Origin of the sequence: Micromonospora aurantiaca ATCC 27029 (assembly GCF_000145235.1) — a bacterium.
GTDB classification, from domain to species: Bacteria; Actinomycetota; Actinomycetes; order Mycobacteriales; family Micromonosporaceae; genus Micromonospora; species Micromonospora aurantiaca.
On sequence record NC_014391.1, the window covers coordinates 6,248,117 to 6,269,406 of the forward strand.

A 21,290-nucleotide genomic window follows, 5' to 3' on the forward strand; every position below is an offset into this window, starting at 1 on the left:
TGTGACTCAAGTCACAGGGAACCGCCCCGCGTGCACGGCCACCACCTGGGAATCGGGACGACTCAGGGACCGTTCAGGTACGATGAGACAGTTGCCGTGGGCACCGAATCGGTCACTTGCTGATCAACGCCGGTCCCCGACGCGCGTGCGGCCCGGTCCGGCTCGGCGAAATCGCCCCTGACCGCGTGGCCCGCGCCACACCGATCGCGCCCTGAGGACCTGAGGGGCGCACCACGAGAGGGCACCCCCAAATCCATATGAGCGAGCAGATTTCCGGCCAGCCACTGGCCCCCACCGCTCCGGTCCCCCCGGAGGCACCCACGTTCGCCGCGCTCGGTGCGCGGCAGGAAACCGTCGAGGCGCTGGCCGCCGCCGGCATCACCCGCGCCTTCGCCATCCAGGAGTACGCGCTGCCGATCGCGCTGCGCGGCGTCGACCTGATCGGGCAGGCGCCGACCGGCACCGGCAAGACGCTCGGCTTCGGCATCCCGCTGCTGGAGCGCGTGTTCGCCCCGTCCGAGGGCAGCGACGGCGTCCCGCAGGCGCTCGTCGTCGTACCCACCCGTGAGCTGGGCATCCAGGTCGCCAAGGACCTCGACGCCGCCGGCCGTACCCGGGGCGTCCGGGTGCTGCCGATCTACGGCGGCGTAGCGTACGAGCCGCAGATCGAGGCGCTCCGCAAGGGCGTCGAGATCCTGGTCGGCACCCCCGGCCGCCTGCTGGACCTGCAGAAGCAGAAGCACCTGCGGCTCGACCGGGTCCGCGCGCTCGTCCTCGACGAGGCGGACCGCATGCTCGACCTGGGCTTCCTGGACGACGTCGAGAAGATCCTGGCGATGCTGCCGGAGGACCGGCAGACCATGCTGTTCTCGGCCACCATGCCGGACCCGATCGTCGCGCTGTCCCGGCGCTTCCTGCGCCGGCCGGTGACCATCCACGCCGGGCACACGGCCGAGACCGGTCCGTCGCCGCAGACCACGCAGCTCGCGTACCGCACGCACTCGCTGAACAAGGTCGAGATCGTGGCGCGCATCCTCCAGGCCGAGGGCCGCGGGCTGACCATGATCTTCACCCGCACCAAGCGGGCCGCCGACCGGGTCGCCGAGGATCTCGACTTCCGCGGCTTCGCCGTCGCCGCCGTGCACGGTGACCTCGGCCAGGGCGCGCGTGAGCGGGCGCTGCGGGCGTTCCGGGCCGGCAAGATCGACACGCTGGTCGCCACCGACGTGGCGGCCCGGGGCATCGACGTCACGGGCGTCACGCACGTGATCAACTACGACTGCCCGGAGGACCAGGACACCTACACCCACCGCATCGGCCGTACCGGCCGGGCCGGGGCCACGGGTGTCGCTGTGACGTTCGTCGACTGGGACGACATGCCCCGCTGGCGGATCATCGACAAGACGCTCGGGCTGGACATGCCCGAGCCGCCGGAGACGTACCACACCTCCGCGCACCTCTACACGGACCTGGCCATCCCGACGGACGTCAGCGGCACGCTGCCGACCGCCGAGCGCACCCGCGCCGGCCTGTCCGCCGAGGTCGAGGAAGACCTGGGCGGTGGCGGCCGGTCGCGTCGGGGCGCACGGCGCGGCGACAGCCGGGGCCGCGAGCGCGGCGACCGCGACCGCGGTCGTGGCCGGGGCGGCGAGGGCGGTTCGTCCGCCGGTTCGCCCGCCGCGCAGGCCGACGCCGGAGACGACGAGACCCCGCGTACGCCGCGTCGTCGGCGTCGCCGCCGGGCCGGCGAGACGGTGGCCGGTGAGCCGACCGCGGTAATCGGCACCGAGGGCGCGGCCGAGACCGCCGCCGCACCGCAGCAGGCCGCGGAGGGTGAGGCGGCGAGCAAGCCGCGTCGCCGTCGCCGTCGCCGCAGCGGCAGCACCGGCGCGCCCGCCGAGGCCACCAACGCCGACTGACGAACACCAACGGATACGGCCTCCCGGACCCCGGTCCCGGAGGCCGTCCCCATCCCCGGGCCCTCTCGCTCACTCGCCGACTGCGACGATCATGAAGTTGACGGCGCGACACGCCGTGCTCACGGCCGCCAACTTCATGATCGCCGGGGCGAGGGCGAGGGCGGGAAGCAGGAAGGTAGGTACTGATGCCGGAAGCGTTGGACTCGGTGCTGGCCGAGGTGCGGGCGCTGCTGCTCGCGCCGGGGCTGACCCGCGCGGTCGCCGCCGGGCGCCGTCGTGGGCAGCGTCCCTCGGTGGTACGCGCGGAGCTGCGCCCGGTCACGCTGAAGGCCGGTCCGCGGTTGCAGATCGCCGTCTCCGACGGATCACGTCCGCACACCCGCAACGTGGCACCGGGTACGGAGGCCGGCGCGGCTGTCGACGAACTGCTCGCCGAGCCGTTCGGCAACTGGCACGTCGAGACCGCCGACGCCACGCTCCAACTCCGGGTCACCAAGTCCGGCGAGGCGCAGGTGCACCGCGCGGCGGCCAGCCGTCCGGCCGCCGAGCCGGGCGGGCACGACCGGGCGAAGGAGTGGCTGCTCGACCCCGGTGATCCCCTGTTCCGGGAGATCGGCGGCTCGGCGGCCAAACGCCGCCAGGTCGACGCGTTCCTGCGCGCGCTCGCGGCCACGCTGCCCGACGACCTCACCGGCCCGCTGCGGGTCGTGGACCTGGGCTGCGGCAACGCGTACCTGACCTTCGCCGCCTACCGCTACCTCGTCCAGCGCGGCCTGGACGTGACGCTCGTCGGGGTGGACGTGCGAGAGGACCAGCGCCGCCGCAACACCGAGCTGGCCGAGCGGCTGGGCTGGGCCGACCGCGTGGGCTTCGTGGCCGGCACCATCGCCGAGGCGCCCGTCGAACCGGCGCCCGACCTGGTGCTGGCGCTGCACGCCTGCGACACCGCGACCGACGAGGCGCTGGCCCGGGCGGTGCGCTGGGGCGCCCGCTGGGTGCTGGCCGCGCCCTGCTGCCACCACGACCTGGCCGCCCAGCTCCGGAGCGGTCAGGCGCCCGCGCCGTACGAGCTGCTGACCCGGCAGGGCATCCTGCGGGAACGGTTCGCCGACGTGCTCACCGACTCGCTGCGGGCCGCGCTGCTGCGGCTGCACGGGTACCGCGCCGAAGTGGTGGAGTTCGTCGACTCCCAGCACACGCCGCGCAACCTGCTGATCCGGGCACGGCGGACGGCAGGCGCGCCGACAGACGGGCAGCGCGCCGAGTATCGCGAGCTGGTCGGCCAGTGGGGTGTCACGCCCCGGCTGGAGACGCTGCTGGCCGAGGCGCGCTGAGCCGAGGCGCGCCGAGCGCGGCGGTCCTACCGCCCCCGGTCGCCCCGGTTGCGGTCGCCCCGGTCCAGCACCGACACCCGCTCACCACGGGTCGGACCTCGCTCGCCGTCGTGTGACGCGCTCCGGAACGGCACCACCTTCCCGGCATGCTCGGCGTTGCCGGCGGCGGCGAAGGCGTTCCACGAGATGTCCACGAGCAGCCGCTTCACCTCGGCGTGCCGGACGGCCGCGTTGCGCTGCAACGCCATCCGCGCGCCGAGCACCACAGCGGCCAGTGTGGTGCAGATCGCGCCGGTCGCGGCGATCAGGTGTACGCCGGTCGCCTCGCCTCCGCGTACCGCCAGCACCAGCAGCCAGATCCAGAAGCCGAGCGCGAACACGGCGGCCTTGGCCACGAAGAAGAGGCTCACCGCGCCGGGGCGATGCGGTACGGGGCGGTCCGGCTCGGCCATGCTGTTCCTCCATCGACATCCAGGATTGCCTCAGCTTAGTTGACCGGCGGCAACTTTCCGTAGTCGGGCGGTCCCGCCAATGAGACCTCCGGAGCGATCAGTCAGTTACTTCTCCGGCCCGGCGTACTAGGCTCGGTGCGCGAGCCGGGCCACCGGAGGAAGGGGACAGATCCACCAGGGATGGGTTCCGCAGACGTTTCGCCACAGATGGCCTTCGCGCGCTTCGTACGACGGGCCATCGACGCCGCGCGCGAGGAGCGCGGCTGGACGGTGACCGACCTCGCCACCCACACCGGCGTCGGCCGCTCCACTGTGTTCCGCTGGCTGGCCGGCGACTGGCAGGACTACCCCGAACTCGCGAAGGTCCGCGGCTTCTGCGCCGCCCTCGACCTGCCCGTGGCTGCGGCGTTCCGCGCGCTGGGCCTGCCCGACGCCGGGCCGTTGCCCCGCCGCCGGGGAGCCGAGGACGGCCCGGTGGAGGCCGACGTGCGCGTCATCCTGGATCGGCTCGCCGACCCGAACGTGCCCGCCGAGGAGAAGCACCACATCCGCGATCTGCTCCGCTACCTGGCCCGCCGCCCGGTCCGCCGGGCCGGCTGAGCGCCGGGCGGGCGACGAGGGCTCAGGCCACGGTCAGCGTGAACTCGGCGGTCCGCACCACGCCGCCGACCTGGAAGTCCAGGAACATCCGGTAGCTACCCGGCCCCGGCGAGGTCAGCCAGAACGTCACGTCGTCGCCGTCGCGCACCGGCTCCGGGTGCACGTGCAGGTAACCGAGGTCGCCCTCGCGCAGCGCCACCAGGTGCCCGTACGCCCCGAGGTACGGCTCCAGCGCCGCCGCCGTGCCGTCCGCGCCGGTGACCCGGAACCGCAGCGGCACCGACTTCCCCACCTCCGGCGTGCCCCCGTACCCGACGGTGAACCCGTCGACGGTGGCCGACGTCGCGGCGGCGGGCAGCGGCCGGGGCCGGTACGCGCCGGACGCGGTCAGGTCGGCGCCGAGCACCACGGCGACCTGGCGGCCGTCGTCGGCCACCGCGGTGAAGTCCGCGTACATCCGCCAGGGGCCCGCCTCCGGCGCCGTGATCGGCACCGACCAGGTGCCGTCGGCGGCCATCGTCGGGTGCAGGTGCCGGTAACCGCCGAGGTCACGCCGGACCATGATCACGTGCATCGGTTTGTCGTGCACGACGGCGAACCGGGTGACCGCCCGGCGCTGGTCGTCGCGGATCTGGAAGCGCAGCTCACCGGCGCGGCCCGCGACCAGCTCGGTCGACGGCACCAGCGTGTAGCCGGCCGAGGTGATCGACAGTCCGGTCGCGCCGTCGCCGCCGCCCTGGGTGACTGTTGCGCCGTCGTGCGTGTGCGCGCCGGTCCCGGGTGAGTGGGCGTGCGCGCCGCCGTCTGTGCCGCCCGTGGTGGCGGCCCCGCCGGCAGTCGTGGGCCGGGCCGGGTCGGCCGGCGCGTTCATCCGCCCGAGGCCGAAGCCGAGCAGGACGGCGAGCACCAGGCCGCCCACCACCAGGGCCAGCCGCAACGTCTCCCGGTCAACAGCGACGGGCCCGGCCGCCCCGGCCGAACCACTCGCGCCGTCCCCGGCCAGCGCCGCGTCCCCGGCCAGAGCCGCACCCCCGGGCTGCGCCGCGGGAGCGCCGGAACCGGCCTCGGAGTCGTCGGGGACGACGCCGGTGCCGGACGTGACGGACGACGACTCAGGCACCGCCGCCGACCAGCTCGTAACCCGCCTCGTCCACAGCGGCACGCACGGACTCGACGGGCAGCGGCGCCGCGCTGGTGACAGTGGCGGTGCCGCTCGTCAGATCGATCCGGACCTCGTCGACGCCGGGCAGCGCGGACAGCTCCTCGGTCACCGCCTTGACGCAGTGTCCGCAGGTCATCCCGGTCACGGTGTACGTCTGGACGACGGGTCGCTGCTCGGTCATGACCCCACGGTACCGCCGCCCGGGTGCGGGCCCGACGACGGTCCGCCGACGGTGGTGACGCTCGCATTCCGCCCGGCCCGGGAACTTTTCCCGCAGGCCGGGAACTGCCGCGCCGACCGGCGGCACGCCACGCCGGGACTCCCGTCAGGCAGGCCGAGGGACGGGTCAGCCGGCCACCGCGAGCGCCAGCGGCAGCACGTCCGGCGCACCGGCCCGGCGCAGCAGCCGCGCCACCGTGCCCATCGTCCAGCCCGAGTCGACCAGGTCGTCCACCAGCAGCACCGGGCCGTCCAGCCCCGCCAGCGCACCGGCCAGCTCGTCCGGCAGGCGGAAGGCGTCGTGCAGCGCGCGTACCCGCTGGGCGCTGTTGCCGCGCGGCCCGCCGCCGCCAGGCCCGGCCGGGACGACCTGGCCGAGCAGCGGCAGCCGGCCCACGGCGGCGATCCGCTCGGCCAGCGAGCCGACCAGCAGCGGTCGCGTCCGGGAGCCGACCGCGACCACACCCGCCGGCCGCCGGGGCCACGGGTCGTCGCCGTGCGCCCACGCCTTCAGCACCTCGACCACAGCGGCCACCACGTCGTCGGGCACCGGGCCGTCCGGCGCCTCCGGCCCGACCAGCCCGCGCAGCCGCCCACCCCACCCCAGGTCGGACAGGCGGCCCACGGCCCGGCCGGGCAGCGCCTGCTCCGCCGGGGGGATGCGGCCCTTCAGGGGTACGCCGACCGACTCCAACCCGGTCGGCCAGAGCTTCTTCGGCGGGATCGGCACGCCGGGCCGCCCGAGGAACGTCTGCGCGGCGGTCAGCGCCTGGTCGGAGACAGCGGCGTCGAACAACGGGCCGGCGCAGTTGTCGCACCGCCCGCAGTCCTGCGCCCCCGTGTCGTCCAGCCCTTCCCGCAGGTAGCGCATCCGGCAGCCGGACGTCGAGGCGTACTCCCGCATGGCCCGCTGCTCGGCGGCGCGCGCGTCGGCGACGCGCCGCAACCGGGCCTCGTCGTAGAACCAGGGCTCACCGGTGGCGAGCCAGCCACCGCGCACCCGGCGGACCGCGCCGTCCACGTCGAGCACCTTGAGCATCAGCTCCAGCCGGGCCCGGCGCAGGTCGACCACCGGTTCGAGGGCCTGGGTGGAGATCGGCCGTTCGGTGTCCAGCGCGGCGAGCACGGCGCGCACCTGCTCCTCGGGCGGGAAGGCGAGCGAGGCGAAGTACCGCCAGATCGCCGCGTCCTCCACGCCGGGCAGCAGCAGCACCTCGGCGTGCTCGACGGCCCGGCCGGCGCGGCCGACCTGCTGGTAGTAGGCGATCGGCGAGGGCGGCGCGCCCAGGTGCACGACGAAGCCCAGGTCGGGCTTGTCGAAGCCCATGCCGAGCGCGCTGGTGGCGACCAGCGCCTTGATCTTGTTGTCCAGCAGGTCCTGCTCGGCGGCCCGCCGGTCGGCGTCCTCGGCCTGCCCGGTGTAGGAGGCGACCGACCAGCCCCGGCCGCGCAGGAAGTCGGCCGTCTCGGTGGCCGCCGCGACGGTGAGCGTGTAGACGATCCCCGAGCCGGGGAGCCGGTCCAGGTGGTCGGCCAGCCAGGCCAGGCGGTGGGCCGGGCTCGGCAGATCGAGTACGCCGAGGCGCAGCGACTCGCGGTCCAGGGTGCCCCGCAGCACCAGGGCGTCACCGAGCTGCTCGGCCACGTCCTGGGTGACCCGGGCGTTGGCGGTGGCGGTGGTGGCGAGCACCGGCGTGCGCTCGGGCAGGTTGGCCAGGAACGTGCGCAGCCGCCGGTAGTCGGGCCGGAAGTCGTGCCCCCAGTCGGAGACGCAGTGCGCCTCGTCCACCACGAGCAGCCCGGTGGTGGCTGCGAGCTTCGGCAGCACGCCGTCGCGGAAGTCCGGGTTGTTCAGGCGTTCCGGGCTGATCAGCAGTACGTCGACGGCGCCGGCGTGGATCTCGGCGGTGATCTCGTCCCACTCGTCCAGGTTCGCCGAGTTGATGGTGCGCGCCCGGATGCCGGCGCGGGCGGCGGACTCGACCTGGTTGCGCATCAGCGCCAGCAGCGGCGAGACGATCACGGTCGGCCCGTGCTGATTCCCCTCACGCAGCAGCGCGGTCGCCACGAAGTAGACGGCCGACTTGCCCCAGCCGGTGCGCTGCACGCAGAGCACCCGCCGCCGGTCGACCACGAGCGCCTCGATGGCCCGCCACTGGTCCTCGCGCAGCCGGGCGTGGTCACCCGCCAGCCGCCGCAGCACCGCCTCGGCACGCTCCCGGACGGCCATCCGATCCTGGCTCATCCGGCATTTCTACCAGGGGCCACCGACGTCACCGGCGGACCGGGCGGCGACGTGGGCGGCGGTACGGGTGTCGGTGCGGGCGGCAGGAAGATCAGCAGCTCGCGCAACGAGTCCGTCGCCGCCGCCGGCAGCAGGCACCGCGAGGCCAGCTCCTCCATCGACGTGTACGGGCCGCGCATCCGCCGGTCGACCACCACATGCTGCGCCTGCGACCGGGTCAGTCCCGGCAGCCCGCTGATCACGTGGTCCGGCACCGAGTTGACGTCCACCAGTCCGCCGTCGTCGTACGCCCGGGGCAGGTCGGGGCGGCCGATGCGCAGGTCCTCCCGCGCCGACGGGTACTGGTAGAGCAGGTAGCGGGCGTACTCCCGGCGCAGCCGGTTGCGGTCGGCGTACGGCCGGCCACGCCAGAGCCCGCGCAGCCAGGCGAGCAGCCGGCCGTTGAGCAGCACCACGTGCGGGACGCCCGAGATCCAGGTGGTCAGCCAGATCAGGATCATGGCGCCCTCGGGTCCGCTGACCTCCTCCGTCTCGCTGCCGCCGACGACCACCACGAATGTCACGGCGACGGTCAGGTAGCAGACCGCGGCGAGGATGCTGCCCCAGCCCCGCCGCCAGATCCCGTAGAGCAGCACTACCAGCCAGGTGAGCATGCCGAACGAGAGCAGGGCGATGAACGCGCCGCCCACAGTCGCGACGACGCTCAACCACCCGGGCACTCCGGCCGGACGCCGGGACGGCGGCACGGCACCGAACAGCGGCGCGACCGGTGGCGCGACCCAGGCCGGCAGGCCCGTCGGCGACTCACCCGGGCCGGCCGGTGGCGGCGGGAACGGGCTGCCCGGCTGCGCCGAGACGGTGAACTGCACCGGAACGGTGAGTTGAGCCGAGACCGTGGGCTGGGGCGGAGCTGTGGGTTGGGCCGGAGCGGCGGGCTGGGGCGGCGCCGTGAGCGGAAGCGGGCTCTCGGCCGGGCTCATGGGCAGCGGCCGGGCCGGTTCCTCGGCGGGGGCCGGAGACGGCTCCGGGCCGCCGACCGCCCACCTGTCGCCGGGTCCGGCCGGACGACGCGGCGCCTGCGCGAGGAGATCCGGGTCGGCGCGCAGAATCCGCCGGTGCAGATCCTGGAGCGCCCCGCCCGGCTCGATGCCGTACTCGTCGCGGAGCAGCCCGGCGTAGTCACGGTAGGCGGCCAGCGCCTCGGCCTGCCGTCCGCTGCGGTGCAGCGCCAGCATGAGCTGGTGACGCAGCCGTTCCCGGACCGGGAACTCGGCGACCAGCTCGACCAGCCGGCCGACCAGCTCGCCGTGCCGGCCGTCGGCCAGCTCCAGTTCGGTACGCGTCTCCAGCGCGACCGCCCGCATCTCCACGAGGCGGTGCCGGGCCGTCTCGAAGTACGCGCCGCCGAACCCGGTGAACGGCTCCCCCTGCCACAGCTCCAGCGCGGCGCTCACCTCGGTCAGCGCCTCCGCCGTACGCCCGGCCGTCTGTGCCGCCCGCGCACGCCGCACGCCGCGCTCGAAGCGCGCCACGTCCACCGCCTCGGGCGGCACGCGCAGCAGGTAGCCCGCGTCGGTGAGGGTGAGCACCCGGGCCGGCGTACGCGGCGACCGGTCGGGTTCCAGCATCCGGCGCAGACCGGCCACGTGCTTCTGCACCACGTTGAGGCCGTTCACCGGCGCCTCGTCCGGCCAGACCGCCTCGACGATCTGCCCGGTCGGCACGGGACGGCCCGCGGCGAGCAGCAGCACGGCCAGCACGGCCCGCTGCTTGGCCGGGCCGAGATCGAGTGGTCGGCCGGCGTACCAGGCCCGCTGCGGGCCGAGGAGTTCGAAGCGCAGCGCCTCTGACATGCGAGTTTCCGCCCCCGTACCGACTGCCCCCGCCCACCGTGGCCGACGGCAGTCGGACGGCAGCATAACGGCAGCGGGAACGCCGTGACGGCTGGCGATACTTCCCCGGCAACAATCACCTGGGAAAGCGAGTCGAACACCATGACGCAGCGAATCGGTTCCGCCGCGAGCCTCCGGCGGATCGCGGCTCTCGCGACGGCCGTGCTGGCCACCACCGTCCTGTCCGCGGGGTGCGGAACCGGCGACGCCTCCGAGGGCACCGGAGCGGCGCCCAGCCCGTCGGCCGACCCGAAGGCCGCGCTGCTGGCCGCCGTGCCGGACGAGAAGGACCCGGCCTTCCGGTTCTCCACCATCGAGGGCGCGGAGAAGTTCGACGGGGTGGTCGACCCGGCGGCGCAGGGCCTCGAGTTGTCCATGTCGGAGAAGATCAAGGACCCGGAGTTCACCATGGCGATGACCTTCCGGGTGATCGAGGAGGACATCTGGGTCCGGGTCAAGCTCACCGGCATCCCCGGTCTGCACGACATCATGAAGCTGCCGAAGCGCTGGATGCTCCTGGACCGCACCAAGCTCGACGACGCCTCCGACGTGCCGGTCTACCAGAACGCCGACCCGGCCAACACGGCCGCGGTGATCCGGACCGCGGAGACGGTCGAGGACCGGGGCAACGGCACGTACGGCGGGTTCGCCGACCTGACCGCGAACGCCGACATCCGCGAGAACTTCAGCACCGTGGACGTGGACGCGCTCGGTGATGCGGCGAAGAAGGTGCCGTTCACGGCTGTGGTCGGGCCGGACGGGAACCTCACGTCGCTGACCCTGGACGTGCCCGCCGCGGGCAAGAAGAAGGCAATGAAGCTGGTCGCCAAGTACTACGACTTCGGCAAGGCGCCGAAGCTCAGCGCACCGACCGGCGCGCAGGTGCAGAAGGCGCCGGCGTCGGCGTACGAGATGCTCAACGGCTGACCACGACGGACGTGCGAGGGGCGGTGGCCACACGGGGGGCCGCCGCCCCTTCCGCGTGTCAGCGGCCGAGCACGTCGCCCCGGTCGATCATGAAGTTGGCGCGGGCCGGACACGGCGTGTCGTGCCGTCAACTTCATGATCGACCGGGGCGGGGCGGGGGTCAGCGGGAGCGGCGGAGGGCGGTCAGGAGGGGGGTTACGCGGGAGCGCAGGCTGGCCAGGCCGCCGGGGAAGAAGTAGACGGCCAGGATGAACACGGTGCCCAGGACGAACAGGGGCTGGCTCAGCGGGTGGCTGAGGAACGCGGGCAGGCTGTTCACCGCGTCGCTGCTGCCGAACGCGGTGAGCCGGTGGTCGAGGTACATGTAGAGGACGCCGCCCAGCACCGGCCCCCACCGCGTACCGGGGCCGCCGAGCACCACCATGACCAGCAGCGACAGCGTCAGCTCCGACGAGGTGATGTGCGGGCTGGCGCCGCCGACGATCAGCACGTAGACCACACCGCCGGCCGACGCGAGACCGCCGGCCAGCGTGAACGCGACGAGCTTGAACCGGTACGGGTCGAGCCCCAGCACCCCGATCCGCCGCTCGTCGTCGCGCAGCCCGGCGAGCACCCGCCCGGTCGGCGAGGCGCTGACCCGGTGCACCACGAGGACCACGATGGCCAGGTACGCCAGCGCCAGCCAGTACAGGTTCACCGTGTTGGTGACGCCCACCAGCGCCGACGGCAGCCCGGAGACGTCCAGCGGCAAACCCTCTTCGCCGCCGGTGAGACCGCCGAAGTCGCGGGCCACCAGGATCGCCCCGACCTGCGCGAACGCCAGCGTCACCATGGCGAACGCGATGCCCACCGTGCGCAGGGCCACCGCGCCGAGCAGCGCGGCGAGCGTCGTCCCGCCGATCACCGTGAGCACGGCGGCCTGCCACAGCGGCAGCCCGGCCTTGGTGACCAGGATGTCGGTGCCGTACACGCCGGCGGCGAAGTAGAGGGCGTGGCCGAAGGAGAGCATGCCGGTACGCCCGAACAGCAGGTCGTACCCGGCCGCGAGCCCGCCGAACACCAGGCAGATGGCGAGCAGTTGCAGCGTGCCGGGCGAGTTCAGCGGCCCCTCGAAGATCCCCGGCAGGTGCAGTGTGGAGTACGGCAGGACCGCCGCCACCACCAGCGCCACGAGCGGCAGGTACGGGCGCAGTCCGTGCCAGCGGGAACGCCCGGGGGTCAGTTCGTCGGGCACCTGCGCCGGAGGCGCGTCGACCACCGAGTTGGTCATGCGTGAGCCACCTTTCCGGCCAGGCCCTGCGGACGCAGCAGCAGCACCACGGCGAGCAGACCGACCACGCACAGGTCGCCCAGCCCGGACGTGCCGTAGTAGTTGACGAACTGTTGCAGCAGCCCCACCGCGACCGCCGCGTACGCGGACCCGACCACCGAGCCCATCCCGCCGATCACCACCACGATGAAGGCGAAGATCAGCAGTGAGCCGCCCTGGCCCGGCGAGACGGTGCCGAAGTAGACGCCGCCGAGCGCGCCGGCCAGCGCGGCGGCGGCCCCGCCGATCGCGAAGACGAGCGTGAACGCCTTGCGCACGTCGATGCCGAGCGCCGTCACCATCTCCCGGTTCTCCACGCCGGCCCGGATGATCAGGCCGTACCGGGTCCAGCGCAGGAACGCCAGCAGTGCCCCGAGCACCACAGCGGCGGCGACGATCAGCAGCAGCCCGGCGTTCGGCACCTGGGCGCCGAGCACCGAGGTGACGCCCCGGCTCCAGTCCGGACGCGGGAACGGCCGCGGATCCGCGCCCCAGGTGGCCTGGAGCAGCGCCACCCCGGCCAGCGACAGGCCGACGGTGACGAGCACCTGCTCGATGGTGCGGGAGTACAGCGGCCGGATCAGCACCAGCTCCACGAGCACCGCGACGAGCGAACCGGCCAGCACGCCGAAGACGACAGCCAGCACGAAGCCGAACCCGTCCGGCCCGGCGCCGGGCAGGTTGCCCGCCGCCCACCATGTCGCGTACGCGCCCACGCCGAGGAACAGCCCGTGCGCGAAGTTGAGCACGTCGGCGAGGCCGAAGACGAGGGACAGGCCGGAGGCCACGAGGAAGTACAGCGCCGCCAGGCCCAGCCCGGTCAGCGTCAGCAGAACCACTGTGTTCACGAGTGCACCTCCGCCGAACCCACACCGAGCAACGACTTCGTCAGCGCGGTCTCCAGCAGCAGTTCCTGGGCGTCGCCGGTCCAGGCGACCTTCCCGGCGGAGAGCACCACCGCGTCGGTCGCCAGCCGCCGTACCACCGCCAGGTTCTGCTCGACCAGCAGCACCGGCACCGATTCCGCCACCCGTTCCAGCACCTCGGCCACCTCGGTCACCACCTTCGGCGCCAGCCCTTTCGTCGGCTCGTCGACCAGCAGCAGCCGGTTGTCGTTCAGCAGCACCCGGCCGATCGCGAGCATCTGCTGCTGCCCGCCGGACAGCGAGCCGGCCCGTTGCCGTCCGCGCCGCTCCAGCTCGGGGAAGAGCGAGAAGACCTTGTCGTACGCGGGCGTGACGCCCCGCCGTTCGGCGAGCCGCAGGTTCTCCGCGACGGTGAGCGCGGCGAAGACGCAACGGTCCTCCGGCACGTAGCCGAGGCCGTCGCGGACCAGCCGGTGGGTGGGGCGCGCGAGCAGGCTGCGCGCCCCCATGCGTACGCTGCCGCGCACCTCACCGCCGCGCGGCGTCAGCCCGACGATCGCGCGCAACGTGGTGGTCTTGCCGACGCCGTTGCGTCCGAGCAGCACCGTCACGCCGGTCGGCGCGACCTCGAACGACACCCCCTGGAGGATGTGCAGCCCGGCGATCCGCACGGACAGGTCCGCCACGGACAGGACAGGTTCGGTCATTTAGAGCGCCTCCCCCAGGTACGCCTCCTGCACGGTGGCGTTCGCCATCACCGTGTCCGGGGTGTCGCACGCCAGCAGCGCGCCGTGGTGCATCACGGCGATCCGGTCGGCCAGTTCCAGGATCACGTCCATGTGGTGTTCCACCATGAGCACCGCCCGGCCGCTGTCGCCGGTCAACGACTTGATCACGCTGACCAGCTCGGGCACGTCCTCGGCGCTCACGCCGGCCATCGGCTCGTCCAGCAGCATCACCCGGGGTTCACCGGCGAGCAGCAGCGCGATCTCCAGCTTGCGCTTCTCGCCGTGGGCCAGGGTGCCGGCGAGCGCCGTACCCCTGTGGTGCAGGCCGACCCGGTCGAGCGCCGCGTCGGCGGCGGCGGCCACCTCCCGGTCGGCCGCCGCCCGCCGCCACAGCTTCATCGAGCCACCCCGGTGTGCCTGTACGGCGAGCCGGACGTTCTCCCGCACGCTCAGCGAGCCGAAGACCGAGGACGCCTGGAAGGTACGCCCCAGTCCGAGCCGGGCACGCCGGTGCGGCGGAAGCGCGGTGATGTCCGCGCCGTCCAGCAGGACCGTGCCCTCGGTGGGCCGGCGCAGGCCGGTGATCAGGTTGAACAGGGAGGTCTTGCCGGCGCCGTTGGGCCCGATCACGCCGAGGAACTCCCCCGGCGCCAGATCGAGGTAGACGGAGTCGACGATGGCGACCTCACCGATCCGCCAGGTCAGACCGCGGGTGGCGAGCACGGGTCAGCCCTTCATCTGCGCGACGGGCGGCGCGCTCTCGTCACCGGTGAGCGACTTCTGCGCGGTCGCCGTGAAGGCGGTGCCGCTGCCGGAGAGCTTGGCCTGGTACATCGGCTGGAGCAGGGCGTGGTCCTCGGCGCGGATCTTCATGGTGCCCTTGACGCCCTCGAACTCCCAGCCCTCCAGCGCCTTGATCATCTTCTCCACGTCGTCGCCGCCCTCCTGCACGGCCCGGACGACCATCTGCGCGGCGGCGAACCCGTCCGGGTGGAACAGGTCGAGCGTGCCGCCCGGCACCTTCGCCTTCGCGGCCTTGGCGGCCTCGGTGTCGCTGGCGCCGTCGAAGTAGTGCGACAGGAACGAGATCTTGCTGCCGGCCGCGCCGAACGTCGGCCACGAGGCACGGATGTCCAGGCCGGTGACGACAGTGGTGGAGGCGAGGACGCCCTGCTGGTCGAGCGTCTGCCACATGGCACCGGCGGTGGTGCCCGCCCAGGCGACGAAGAGCAGGTCCGGCTTGGCGGCCTTGATCTGGCTGGCGAACGGCGTGAACTCGGTGGCGCTGGCCGGGGCCCGGACGCTGCTCACGTTCGCGCCCGCACCGCCGATGACGGCCTTCACGGCGGCCTCGTTCGCGTCGCCGAACGCGCCGTCCTGCGCGAACACGACGACCTTCTTGCCGCCCGCGTCGCCGATGAACGACCGGGCGGTCACCACGTCCTGCCACGACTGACGGCCGGAACGGAACGTGTACTTGTTCGCGCCGGTCACCGCGTCGGTGGCGGCCGGGCCGGAGATGAACAGCACCTTGTTCTGCGCGGCGATCGGCGCCACCTGGAGCGCCACCCCGGAGGAGGTGGACCCCGCGATGATCTTCGTACCCTTGCCGATCAGGTCCTTCGCGGCGGACACGGCCTTGGCCGGGTCGCCCGCGTCGTCGGCCTCGGTCACCTCGATCGTGCGGTCACCGACCTTGCCGGTGCCCTTGGTGGCGAAGTCGAGGCCCGCCTTGAAACCCTCGATGTACTGCTTGCCGTAGCTGGCGAGCGGCCCGGACTGGGAGTAGACCAGACCGACCTTGACCGGGGCGGCGTCGCCGCCGCCGGATGCGGTGTCCTGCGGGCTGCCACAGGCCGTGGCGGCCAGAGCGACCGCCACCGAGGTGGCGGCGGTAAGGAACACCCGTCGCGTGTGCCGGATCGTCATTGCGACTCCAGGTGAGGACAGGGGGAATGTCAGTTGTCGGCTCACGCTAGAAGTGACGTCACCCACGGGCTATGTGGTCGGCGCACACAAGTACCTGTGACGGGATGGCCGCACGTTACAACGCCGGACATCGCCACGTAACCGCACCGACCCGGGATGGCCATCCCCACCACGCGCACCTCGCCGGCAATGTCGTCCCACGCCATCGCGCGACCTGTCGCAGTGCCTGTGTAGGCAGGGCAGGATCGGATTCGCCGAACCAACCGGAGTCCCCACCATGCCCACAGCTGAAGCACCGTTCCGCCGTATCGCCAACGACATCGCCGCGAAGATCAAGAGCGGCGAGCTGAAGCCCGGCGACAGACTGCCCTCGACCCGTGAACTCGCCGAGACCTACGGCGTCCACATGAACACCGCCTATCGGGCGATGTCGTTGCTGCACGATCGCGAGCTGATCACCGGCCAGCCCGGCCGCGGCACGTACGTAGCCGAACCCCCGAGCTGATCAACTCCATTACGCCGAAGTGGCGGCATCATCGCGCCCGGAAGCAGCCACTTCCCCGAAGTGGCGCCCGCCCCGCGCGACAAGCCCCGCCACCACCGCCCGCACCACCGCCACCGCCCTCGCGAGATCTTGGTATGGAATGGCCCTTGGAGGGGCCGTTTCGTACCAAGATCTCGGGGGCGGCCGAGCGCGACCGGAACCGGGGAAAGCGCGGACGGGGTGCCCGCCGGAACGGCGAGCACCCCGTTTCAGCGGAGCAGGGTCAGCGGCCGGCTCGGGCGGCCACCGCCGTGTCGGGGTGGTCGCTGAACACGCCGTCCAGACCCAGGTCGAGGAACAGCTCGTACTCGGACGTGATGTCACCACGCGCGTTCGGGTCGGTGCCGATGCGGAAGTCCGCAGGCAGGAACTGGTTCTCGGCCCGGAACGTCCACGCGTGCACCACCAGCTTCTGCCGGTGCGCGTCGCGGATCACCGAGGTCGGCGCGAGCAGCCGGCCGCCGGAGTCCCGGGGCACGATCAGGTTCTTGTTCAGGCCGACGCCGTCGGCGTACCGGGAGATCCAGGCAAGTCCCGCGGGCGTGGCCAGATCCGCGTAGGTCCGCTTGTCGCCGCCCGCGACGAAGTCGTAGGGCGCACCGCTCGCGTCCATGAGCTGCACCAGCCGTACGTCGATCATCTTGTCGAGCTTGCGCAGGTTGGCGGTCTCGAAGCTCTGGACGAACACCGGGTCGGCGCGGTGGGTGAGCCGGTTGCGGCGCAGCACCGCCACCAGCGGCTCCTCCAGCGGGCGGCCGATCGAGGCGAAGTAGGTGGGGTGCTTGGTCTCCGGGTAGACGCCGATGGTCCGGCCCCGGGCCTTCGACTCGGCCCGCGCCAGGTCGATGACCTCCTGGAACGTCGGGATCTCGAACCTGCCGTCGAACGCGGTGTTCGCGACCCGCACCTGGGGCAGCCGCTCCTTGGCCCGCAGCGTCTTCAGCTCGGCCAGCGTGAAGTCCTCGGTGAACCAGCCGGTGACGGTGACGCCGTCGATGGTCTTCGTCGCCTTGCGGCCGGCGAATTCGGGGCGGGCGGCCACGTCGGTCGTACCGGAGATCTCGTTCTCGTGCCGCGCGACCAGGACGCCGTCCTTGGTCGAGACCAGGTCCGGCTCGATGAAGTCGGCGCCCTGGCGGATGGCGAGCCGGTAGGCCTCCAGGGTGTGCTCCGGGCGGTAGCCGCTCGCGCCGCGGTGGCCGATCACGATCGGCCGCTGGGCCGCGGGGGCACGCTCGGCGCGGTGGTCCGGGCCGGCCTGGGCGGCCACGGCCGGCACCACCACAGCGGCCGCCGCGAGCAGCGCGCCGGCCACGCCGAGGGTGGAAAGGGTACGTCGCAACGCCGTCTCCTGTCGTCGATGGGTACGCACAGCAGACCGGTCGTGGTTGACCGCCAGTTGGTCGGTTCCTGACCTGCCGGTGAATCTCCGGACGGAAGATGACGGGATGCGCCGCCTGCTCCGGAAGCCCGTACGGCTGGTGCCGTTGGGGTTCCTGGCGGTGATCCTGGTCGGCACCGGTCTGCTCATGCTGCCCTGGGCCACCAACGAGCAGCGGTACACCCCGTTCGTCACCGCGCTGTTCACGTCCACGTCGGCGGTGTCGGTGACCGGGTTGGCGGTGACCGACACGCCGAACTACTGGAACGGGTTCGGGCTCGTGATGATCACCGTGCTGACGCAGCTCGGCGGTCTGGGCATCCTGACCGGGGCGTCGCTGGTGATCCTGGCGGTCTCCCGCCAGCTCGGCCTGCGCAACCGGCTGCTCGTGCAGGCGGAGACCGCCGAGTTCAGCCTCGGCGACGTACGCCGCCTGCTGCTGCGCATCGCGGCGACCGTCTTCGTGACCGAGGCCCTGATGACGGCGGTGATCGCCACGCGCCTGTTCCTGGCGTACGACTACCGGCCGGGCCGGGCGCTCTGGTCGGCGGTGTTCCACTCGGTCCAGGCGTTCAACAACGGCGGGTTCGCGCTCTACTCCGACGGCCTGATCGCGTTCTCCCGGGACGGCTGGGTGGCGCTGCCGCTCAGCATCGGCGCGATCATCGGCGGGCTGGGCTTCCCGGCGCTGTTCGAGGCGGTACGCGAGTGGCGGCAGCCGGCGCGCTGGGCGGTCGCCACGAAGCTGACCGTGTGGGGCAGCGTGGTGCTGACCGTCTTCGGCGTCGCCTACCTGCTGATGGCCGAGTGGACCAACCCGTTCACGATCGGCACCTTCGACGTGCCGGGCAAGCTGCTGGCGTCGTTCACGCAGATCGCGTTGAGCCGTACCGGCGGCTTCGACGTGATCAACGTCGGGCACCTCACCGACGAGAGCTACCCGATGCTGATCGGCCTGATGTTCATCGGCGGCGGCAGCGCCAGCACCGCCGGCGGCATCAAGGTCTCCACGTTCTTCCTGCTCGGCTTCGCCATCTGGGCCGAGCTGCGGGGCGAGCCGGACACCACTGTCGGGCGCCGCCGGGTGGCGGCGGCGAGCCAGCGGCAGGCGCTGACCGTGGCGCTGCTGAGCGTGGCGCTCGTGGCCGGGGGAACCGTCGGCCTGATCGCGCTGACCTCGCACGTGTCGTTCTCGGCCGCGTTGTTCGAGGTCACCTCCGCGTTCAGCACGACCGGTCTGACCGTCGGGGTGTCCGGGCAGCTCTCCCCGCCGGGTCAGTACGTGCTGACCGCGCTCATGTACATCGGCCGGGTCGGGCCGCTCACCCTCGGCTCGGCCATCGCGTTGAACACCCGTCGACGGCTGTACCGCTACCCGGAGGAGCAACCCATTGTCGGCTAGACATCCGGAGGAGACAGGCATCGCGGTGATCGGCCTGGGCCGGTTCGGCACGCGCCTGGCGGAGTCCCTGTCCCGTCTCGGTTACGAGGTGCTGGCGATCGACCGTGACCCGGCCCGGGTCCAGCACTGGTCGGCCGAACTCGACCGGGTGGTGCAGGCGGACAGCACCGAGGAGGTGGTGCTGCGCCAGCTCGGGCTGGCGGACTTCCGCCGGGTCGTGGTCGCGATCGGGGCGTCGCTGGAGGCGAGCGTGCTCACCGTACTGGCGCTGGCCGAGCTGGGGATCGAGCAGATCTGGGCGCGGGCCACCTCGGAGAAGCACGCGAAGATCCTGCACTCGGTCGGCGCGCACCACGTGGTCTTCCCCGAGGCGGAGACCGGCGAGCGGGTGGCGCACCTGATCGTCAGCCGGATGCTCGACTTCATCGAGTTCGACGACGACTTCGCCATCGCCAAGGTCAAGGTGCCCGCGCCGCTGGTCGGGCGGTCACTGCGCGACATCGCACCGCAGGACCGGTACGGCGTCATGGTGGTGGGCGAGAAGCAGTCCGGGCAGCCGTTCCGTTATGCCGGGCCGGACACGGTGCTGCAGGCGGACAGCGTGCTCATCGTGGAGGGCGCCATCACCCAGGTGCAGCGCTTCTCCGCGCTGACCTGACGACGGCGCCGACCTGACGACAGGTCTCGCCTGTCAGCCCTTCTTCGGACCCTTGCCCTTGCCGTGCCCACCCCCCTTCGGCCGGTCTACTTTGCTTTTCCCTTGCCGTTCTCCTTGCCCTTGGGCTTCGGCGCGGTCTTGGGCTTCGGTTTCGCCGGCGCCGGTTTGGCCTTCGCCGGCCCGCTCTTGGCGGTGGTCTTGGTGGCCGGCTTGACCGGCGTCTTCACCGGCGGCGCGGTGGTCGGCGCCGAGCCGGCGATGCCGGAGACCTGCACGCCGCAGGTGCTGTCGCCGAGCGTGAACTCGACAGGCAGCGTGTTGCTCCCGGTGTAGCGGCCGGCCAGCGTCAGCTTCGTCGACGCGCCGGGGGCCAGCGCCGGGTCCGTCGCCGGTGCGGCGATCGAGACGGTACGCCCCACCTGACGTGCCGTGGGCTGGGCCGTGGTGACCGTCTGCTTGCCGGGGAACGTGAAGTTCATGGTCCAGCCGCGCAGTTCCCGGTCGCTGGTGTTGGTGAGCGTCAGCTCGGCGGAGAAGTCCTTGCCGGTGTCGCGGCGCAGCGAGTAGTCGACAGCGCACGGGATCGTCTCGGGCAGGCTCATCCGCGCCTCGGTCGGCTCCACCCCGCCGCTGGCCGGGCTCCGCGACGTCAGCCCCCACAGGGTGGCGGTCACCGCGACCAGCCCGACGGCGGCGACCCCGGCCTCCACCTTGCGCCGCCGCGCCACCGCCCGCCTGGTACGGGTACGCACCACCGAGAACGGCAGCGCGTCGGTCTCCGCCGACCACGGCAGGATGGTGGTGCCCGCGTTCTCGGCGAGCGCCGGGTCCATCCGGCCGAACGCCGGCGACACCGGCACGATCGCCGCGATACCTGCCGCCTCGGCGAGCGTACGGGCCACCTCGGCGGTCGCCGGGCGGTCCTCGGGACGCTTGGCCAGGCACCGCTGCACGAGCGAGGCGACCGGCTCGGGCAGCCCCGGCACCGCTGGCATCGGGTCGGGGTCGCGGTACATGTGGGCGCGCAGCATCTCGGTGGTGGTGCTGGCCTGCCACGGCAGGCGGCCGGTCAGCATCCGGTAGAGCAGCAGCCCGACCGCGTACACGTCGGTGGCCGGCGATACGTGGCCGTTGTCCAGCCGCTCCGGCGCCAGATACGCGGGCGTGCCGAGCAACGCGCCGTCCGGCCCCTTGTCGCTCTCCCCCACCAGCGCCGAGATGCCGAAGTCGACGACCTTCACGCCGGTCGGGGTCAGCATCACGTTACCCGGGGTCACGTCCCGGTGCACCACACCGCGGGCGTGCGCGGCGGCCAGCGCCGAGGCGACCTCCGCGCCGATCGTCATGGCCTCCCGCCAGGGAAGCTGCCCGTCGCGGCCGAGCCGCCCGCTGAGCGGACCGCCGTCGACCAGCTCCATCACCACGTACGGCACGGTCAGGCCGACCTGCACGGACTCGCCGTAGTCGTACACGTTGGTGATGTTGGGGTGGCACAGCCGCGCGGCGGCCTGCGCCTCCACCCGGATCCGGTGCCGGAACGCCTTGTCGCTGGCCAGCCGCGAGGCCAGCACCTTGACCGCCACCTGGCGGCCCAGCACCTCGTCGTAGCCGCGCCAGACGACCGACATGCCGCCCGCACCCAACTGCTCGACGAGCCGATATCGCTCGCCGAGCAGTTGCACGCCGTTCCTGACCGGTCCACCCATGGTCGGTCCTGTTGCCC

General features: G+C 72.8%; 19 protein-coding genes. 7 read left to right on the forward strand and 12 right to left on the reverse strand.

Going from position 1 to position 21,290, the window contains the following annotated elements:
- Positions 1-257: 257 nt before the first annotated feature.
- Positions 258-1,919, forward strand: coding sequence for a DEAD/DEAH box helicase (locus tag MICAU_RS27885; RefSeq protein WP_013288694.1), 1,662 nt, complete (start codon positions 258-260; stop codon positions 1,917-1,919).
- Between the two features lie 185 nt (positions 1,920-2,104).
- Positions 2,105-3,253: a class I SAM-dependent methyltransferase gene (locus MICAU_RS27890; RefSeq protein ID WP_013288695.1), complete on the forward strand. Its 1,149-nt coding sequence runs from the start codon at positions 2,105-2,107 to the stop codon at positions 3,251-3,253.
- Positions 3,254-3,279: 26 nt separating this feature from the next.
- On the opposite strand, the gene MICAU_RS27895 is transcribed toward MICAU_RS27890, so the two are convergent.
- The gene (locus tag MICAU_RS27895) at positions 3,280-3,705 is read right to left on the reverse strand and encodes a hypothetical protein (RefSeq protein WP_013288696.1); all 426 of its coding nucleotides are present in this window, start codon (positions 3,703-3,705) and stop codon (positions 3,280-3,282) included.
- 180 nt (positions 3,706-3,885) lie between these two features.
- On the opposite strand from MICAU_RS27895, the gene MICAU_RS27900 reads away from it, so the two are divergent.
- Positions 3,886-4,305 (forward strand): helix-turn-helix domain-containing protein, encoded by a 420-nt coding sequence (locus tag MICAU_RS27900; protein ID WP_013288697.1) that lies wholly within the window; start codon positions 3,886-3,888, stop codon positions 4,303-4,305.
- Positions 4,306-4,327: 22 nt separating this feature from the next.
- Here MICAU_RS27900 and MICAU_RS27905 read toward each other — a convergent pair whose 3' ends face one another.
- The 4 genes from MICAU_RS27905 to MICAU_RS27920 all read right to left on the reverse strand — a co-directional run bounded on the left by MICAU_RS27905 (position 4,328) and on the right by MICAU_RS27920 (position 9,784).
- Positions 4,328-5,425 (reverse strand): DUF8832 domain-containing protein, encoded by a 1,098-nt coding sequence (locus MICAU_RS27905; RefSeq protein ID WP_013288698.1) that lies wholly within the window; start codon positions 5,423-5,425, stop codon positions 4,328-4,330.
- A complete protein-coding gene (locus MICAU_RS27910; RefSeq protein WP_013288699.1) occupies positions 5,418-5,648 on the reverse strand; it encodes a heavy-metal-associated domain-containing protein in 231 nt (76 codons plus the stop codon). The genes MICAU_RS27905 and MICAU_RS27910 overlap by 8 nt, the downstream gene beginning before the upstream one ends.
- A gap of 165 nt (positions 5,649-5,813) precedes the next feature.
- Complete coding sequence (locus tag MICAU_RS27915; RefSeq protein WP_030269254.1) at positions 5,814-7,931, reverse strand: RecQ family ATP-dependent DNA helicase; 2,118 nt, start codon at positions 7,929-7,931, stop codon at positions 5,814-5,816.
- The gene (locus tag MICAU_RS27920) at positions 7,928-9,784 is read right to left on the reverse strand and encodes an AfsR/SARP family transcriptional regulator (protein ID WP_013288701.1); all 1,857 of its coding nucleotides are present in this window, start codon (positions 9,782-9,784) and stop codon (positions 7,928-7,930) included. Before MICAU_RS27920 ends, MICAU_RS27915 begins: the two co-directional genes overlap by 4 nt.
- Before the next feature lie 141 nt (positions 9,785-9,925).
- Between MICAU_RS27920 and MICAU_RS27925 the strand changes: the two genes are divergently transcribed.
- Positions 9,926-10,750: a hypothetical protein gene (locus tag MICAU_RS27925; RefSeq protein ID WP_013288702.1), complete on the forward strand. Its 825-nt coding sequence runs from the start codon at positions 9,926-9,928 to the stop codon at positions 10,748-10,750.
- A gap of 160 nt (positions 10,751-10,910) precedes the next feature.
- Here the strand turns inward: MICAU_RS27925 and MICAU_RS27930 are convergent, their stop codons facing one another.
- The 5 genes from MICAU_RS27930 to MICAU_RS27950 are packed head-to-tail and all read right to left on the reverse strand — an operon-like array spanning position 10,911 to position 15,582.
- Positions 10,911-12,020, reverse strand: coding sequence for a branched-chain amino acid ABC transporter permease (locus tag MICAU_RS27930; protein WP_013288703.1), 1,110 nt, complete (start codon positions 12,018-12,020; stop codon positions 10,911-10,913).
- Positions 12,017-12,907 (reverse strand): branched-chain amino acid ABC transporter permease, encoded by an 891-nt coding sequence (locus tag MICAU_RS27935; protein WP_013288704.1) that lies wholly within the window; start codon positions 12,905-12,907, stop codon positions 12,017-12,019. Before MICAU_RS27935 ends, MICAU_RS27930 begins: the two co-directional genes overlap by 4 nt.
- Positions 12,904-13,632: an ABC transporter ATP-binding protein gene (locus MICAU_RS27940; protein WP_013288705.1), complete on the reverse strand. Its 729-nt coding sequence runs from the start codon at positions 13,630-13,632 to the stop codon at positions 12,904-12,906. Before MICAU_RS27940 ends, MICAU_RS27935 begins: the two co-directional genes overlap by 4 nt.
- Positions 13,633-14,376, reverse strand: a complete 744-nt coding sequence (locus MICAU_RS27945; protein ID WP_013288706.1) for an ABC transporter ATP-binding protein — start codon at positions 14,374-14,376, stop codon at positions 13,633-13,635.
- 3 nt (positions 14,377-14,379) lie between these two features.
- Positions 14,380-15,582, reverse strand: a complete 1,203-nt coding sequence (locus MICAU_RS27950; RefSeq protein ID WP_013288707.1) for a substrate-binding domain-containing protein — start codon at positions 15,580-15,582, stop codon at positions 14,380-14,382.
- Between the two features lie 277 nt (positions 15,583-15,859).
- On the opposite strand from MICAU_RS27950, the gene MICAU_RS27955 reads away from it, so the two are divergent.
- On the forward strand, positions 15,860-16,087 hold the full coding sequence (locus MICAU_RS27955) for a GntR family transcriptional regulator (RefSeq protein WP_013288708.1): 228 nt from the start codon (positions 15,860-15,862) through the stop codon (positions 16,085-16,087).
- Positions 16,088-16,349: 262 nt separating this feature from the next.
- On the opposite strand, the gene MICAU_RS27960 is transcribed toward MICAU_RS27955, so the two are convergent.
- On the reverse strand, positions 16,350-17,468 hold the full coding sequence (locus tag MICAU_RS27960) for a glycerophosphodiester phosphodiesterase (RefSeq protein ID WP_013288709.1): 1,119 nt from the start codon (positions 17,466-17,468) through the stop codon (positions 16,350-16,352).
- A 106-nt stretch (positions 17,469-17,574) separates the two neighbouring features.
- On the opposite strand from MICAU_RS27960, the gene MICAU_RS27965 reads away from it, so the two are divergent.
- Positions 17,575-18,909, forward strand: coding sequence for a TrkH family potassium uptake protein (locus MICAU_RS27965; RefSeq protein WP_013288710.1), 1,335 nt, complete (start codon positions 17,575-17,577; stop codon positions 18,907-18,909).
- Positions 18,899-19,567 carry a potassium channel family protein gene (locus MICAU_RS27970; RefSeq protein WP_013288711.1) on the forward strand — a complete coding sequence of 223 codons (669 nt, stop codon included), beginning with the start codon at positions 18,899-18,901 and terminating at the stop codon, positions 19,565-19,567. The genes MICAU_RS27965 and MICAU_RS27970 overlap by 11 nt, the downstream gene beginning before the upstream one ends.
- 86 nt (positions 19,568-19,653) lie before the next feature.
- On the opposite strand, the gene MICAU_RS27975 is transcribed toward MICAU_RS27970, so the two are convergent.
- Positions 19,654-21,273, reverse strand: a complete 1,620-nt coding sequence (locus tag MICAU_RS27975) for a serine/threonine-protein kinase (protein WP_013288712.1) — start codon at positions 21,271-21,273, stop codon at positions 19,654-19,656.
- Positions 21,274-21,290: the final 17 nt, after the last annotated feature.

Bases quoted from the DNA above. Each gene is read 5' to 3' on its own strand.
- MICAU_RS27950 (WP_013288707.1), bottom strand. From the start codon at position 15,582: ATGACGATCCGGCACACGCGACGGGTGTTCCTTACCGCCGCCACCTCG.
- MICAU_RS27955 (WP_013288708.1), top strand. From the start codon at position 15,860: ATGCCCACAGCTGAAGCACCGTTCCGCCGTATCGCCAACGACATCGCC.
- MICAU_RS27975 (WP_013288712.1), bottom strand. From the start codon at position 21,273: ATGGGTGGACCGGTCAGGAACGGCGTGCAACTGCTCGGCGAGCGATAT.
- MICAU_RS27925 (WP_013288702.1), top strand. From the start codon at position 9,926: ATGACGCAGCGAATCGGTTCCGCCGCGAGCCTCCGGCGGATCGCGGCT.
- MICAU_RS27900 (WP_013288697.1), top strand. From the start codon at position 3,886: ATGGGTTCCGCAGACGTTTCGCCACAGATGGCCTTCGCGCGCTTCGTA.
- MICAU_RS27890 (WP_013288695.1), top strand. From the start codon at position 2,105: ATGCCGGAAGCGTTGGACTCGGTGCTGGCCGAGGTGCGGGCGCTGCTG.
- MICAU_RS27940 (WP_013288705.1), bottom strand. From the start codon at position 13,632: ATGACCGAACCTGTCCTGTCCGTGGCGGACCTGTCCGTGCGGATCGCC.
- MICAU_RS27915 (WP_030269254.1), bottom strand. From the start codon at position 7,931: ATGAGCCAGGATCGGATGGCCGTCCGGGAGCGTGCCGAGGCGGTGCTG.
- MICAU_RS27965 (WP_013288710.1), top strand. From the start codon at position 17,575: ATGCGCCGCCTGCTCCGGAAGCCCGTACGGCTGGTGCCGTTGGGGTTC.
- MICAU_RS27885 (WP_013288694.1), top strand. From the start codon at position 258: ATGAGCGAGCAGATTTCCGGCCAGCCACTGGCCCCCACCGCTCCGGTC.
- MICAU_RS27895 (WP_013288696.1), bottom strand. From the start codon at position 3,705: ATGGCCGAGCCGGACCGCCCCGTACCGCATCGCCCCGGCGCGGTGAGC.
- MICAU_RS27920 (WP_013288701.1), bottom strand. From the start codon at position 9,784: ATGTCAGAGGCGCTGCGCTTCGAACTCCTCGGCCCGCAGCGGGCCTGG.
- MICAU_RS27930 (WP_013288703.1), bottom strand. From the start codon at position 12,020: ATGACCAACTCGGTGGTCGACGCGCCTCCGGCGCAGGTGCCCGACGAA.
- MICAU_RS27910 (WP_013288699.1), bottom strand. From the start codon at position 5,648: ATGACCGAGCAGCGACCCGTCGTCCAGACGTACACCGTGACCGGGATG.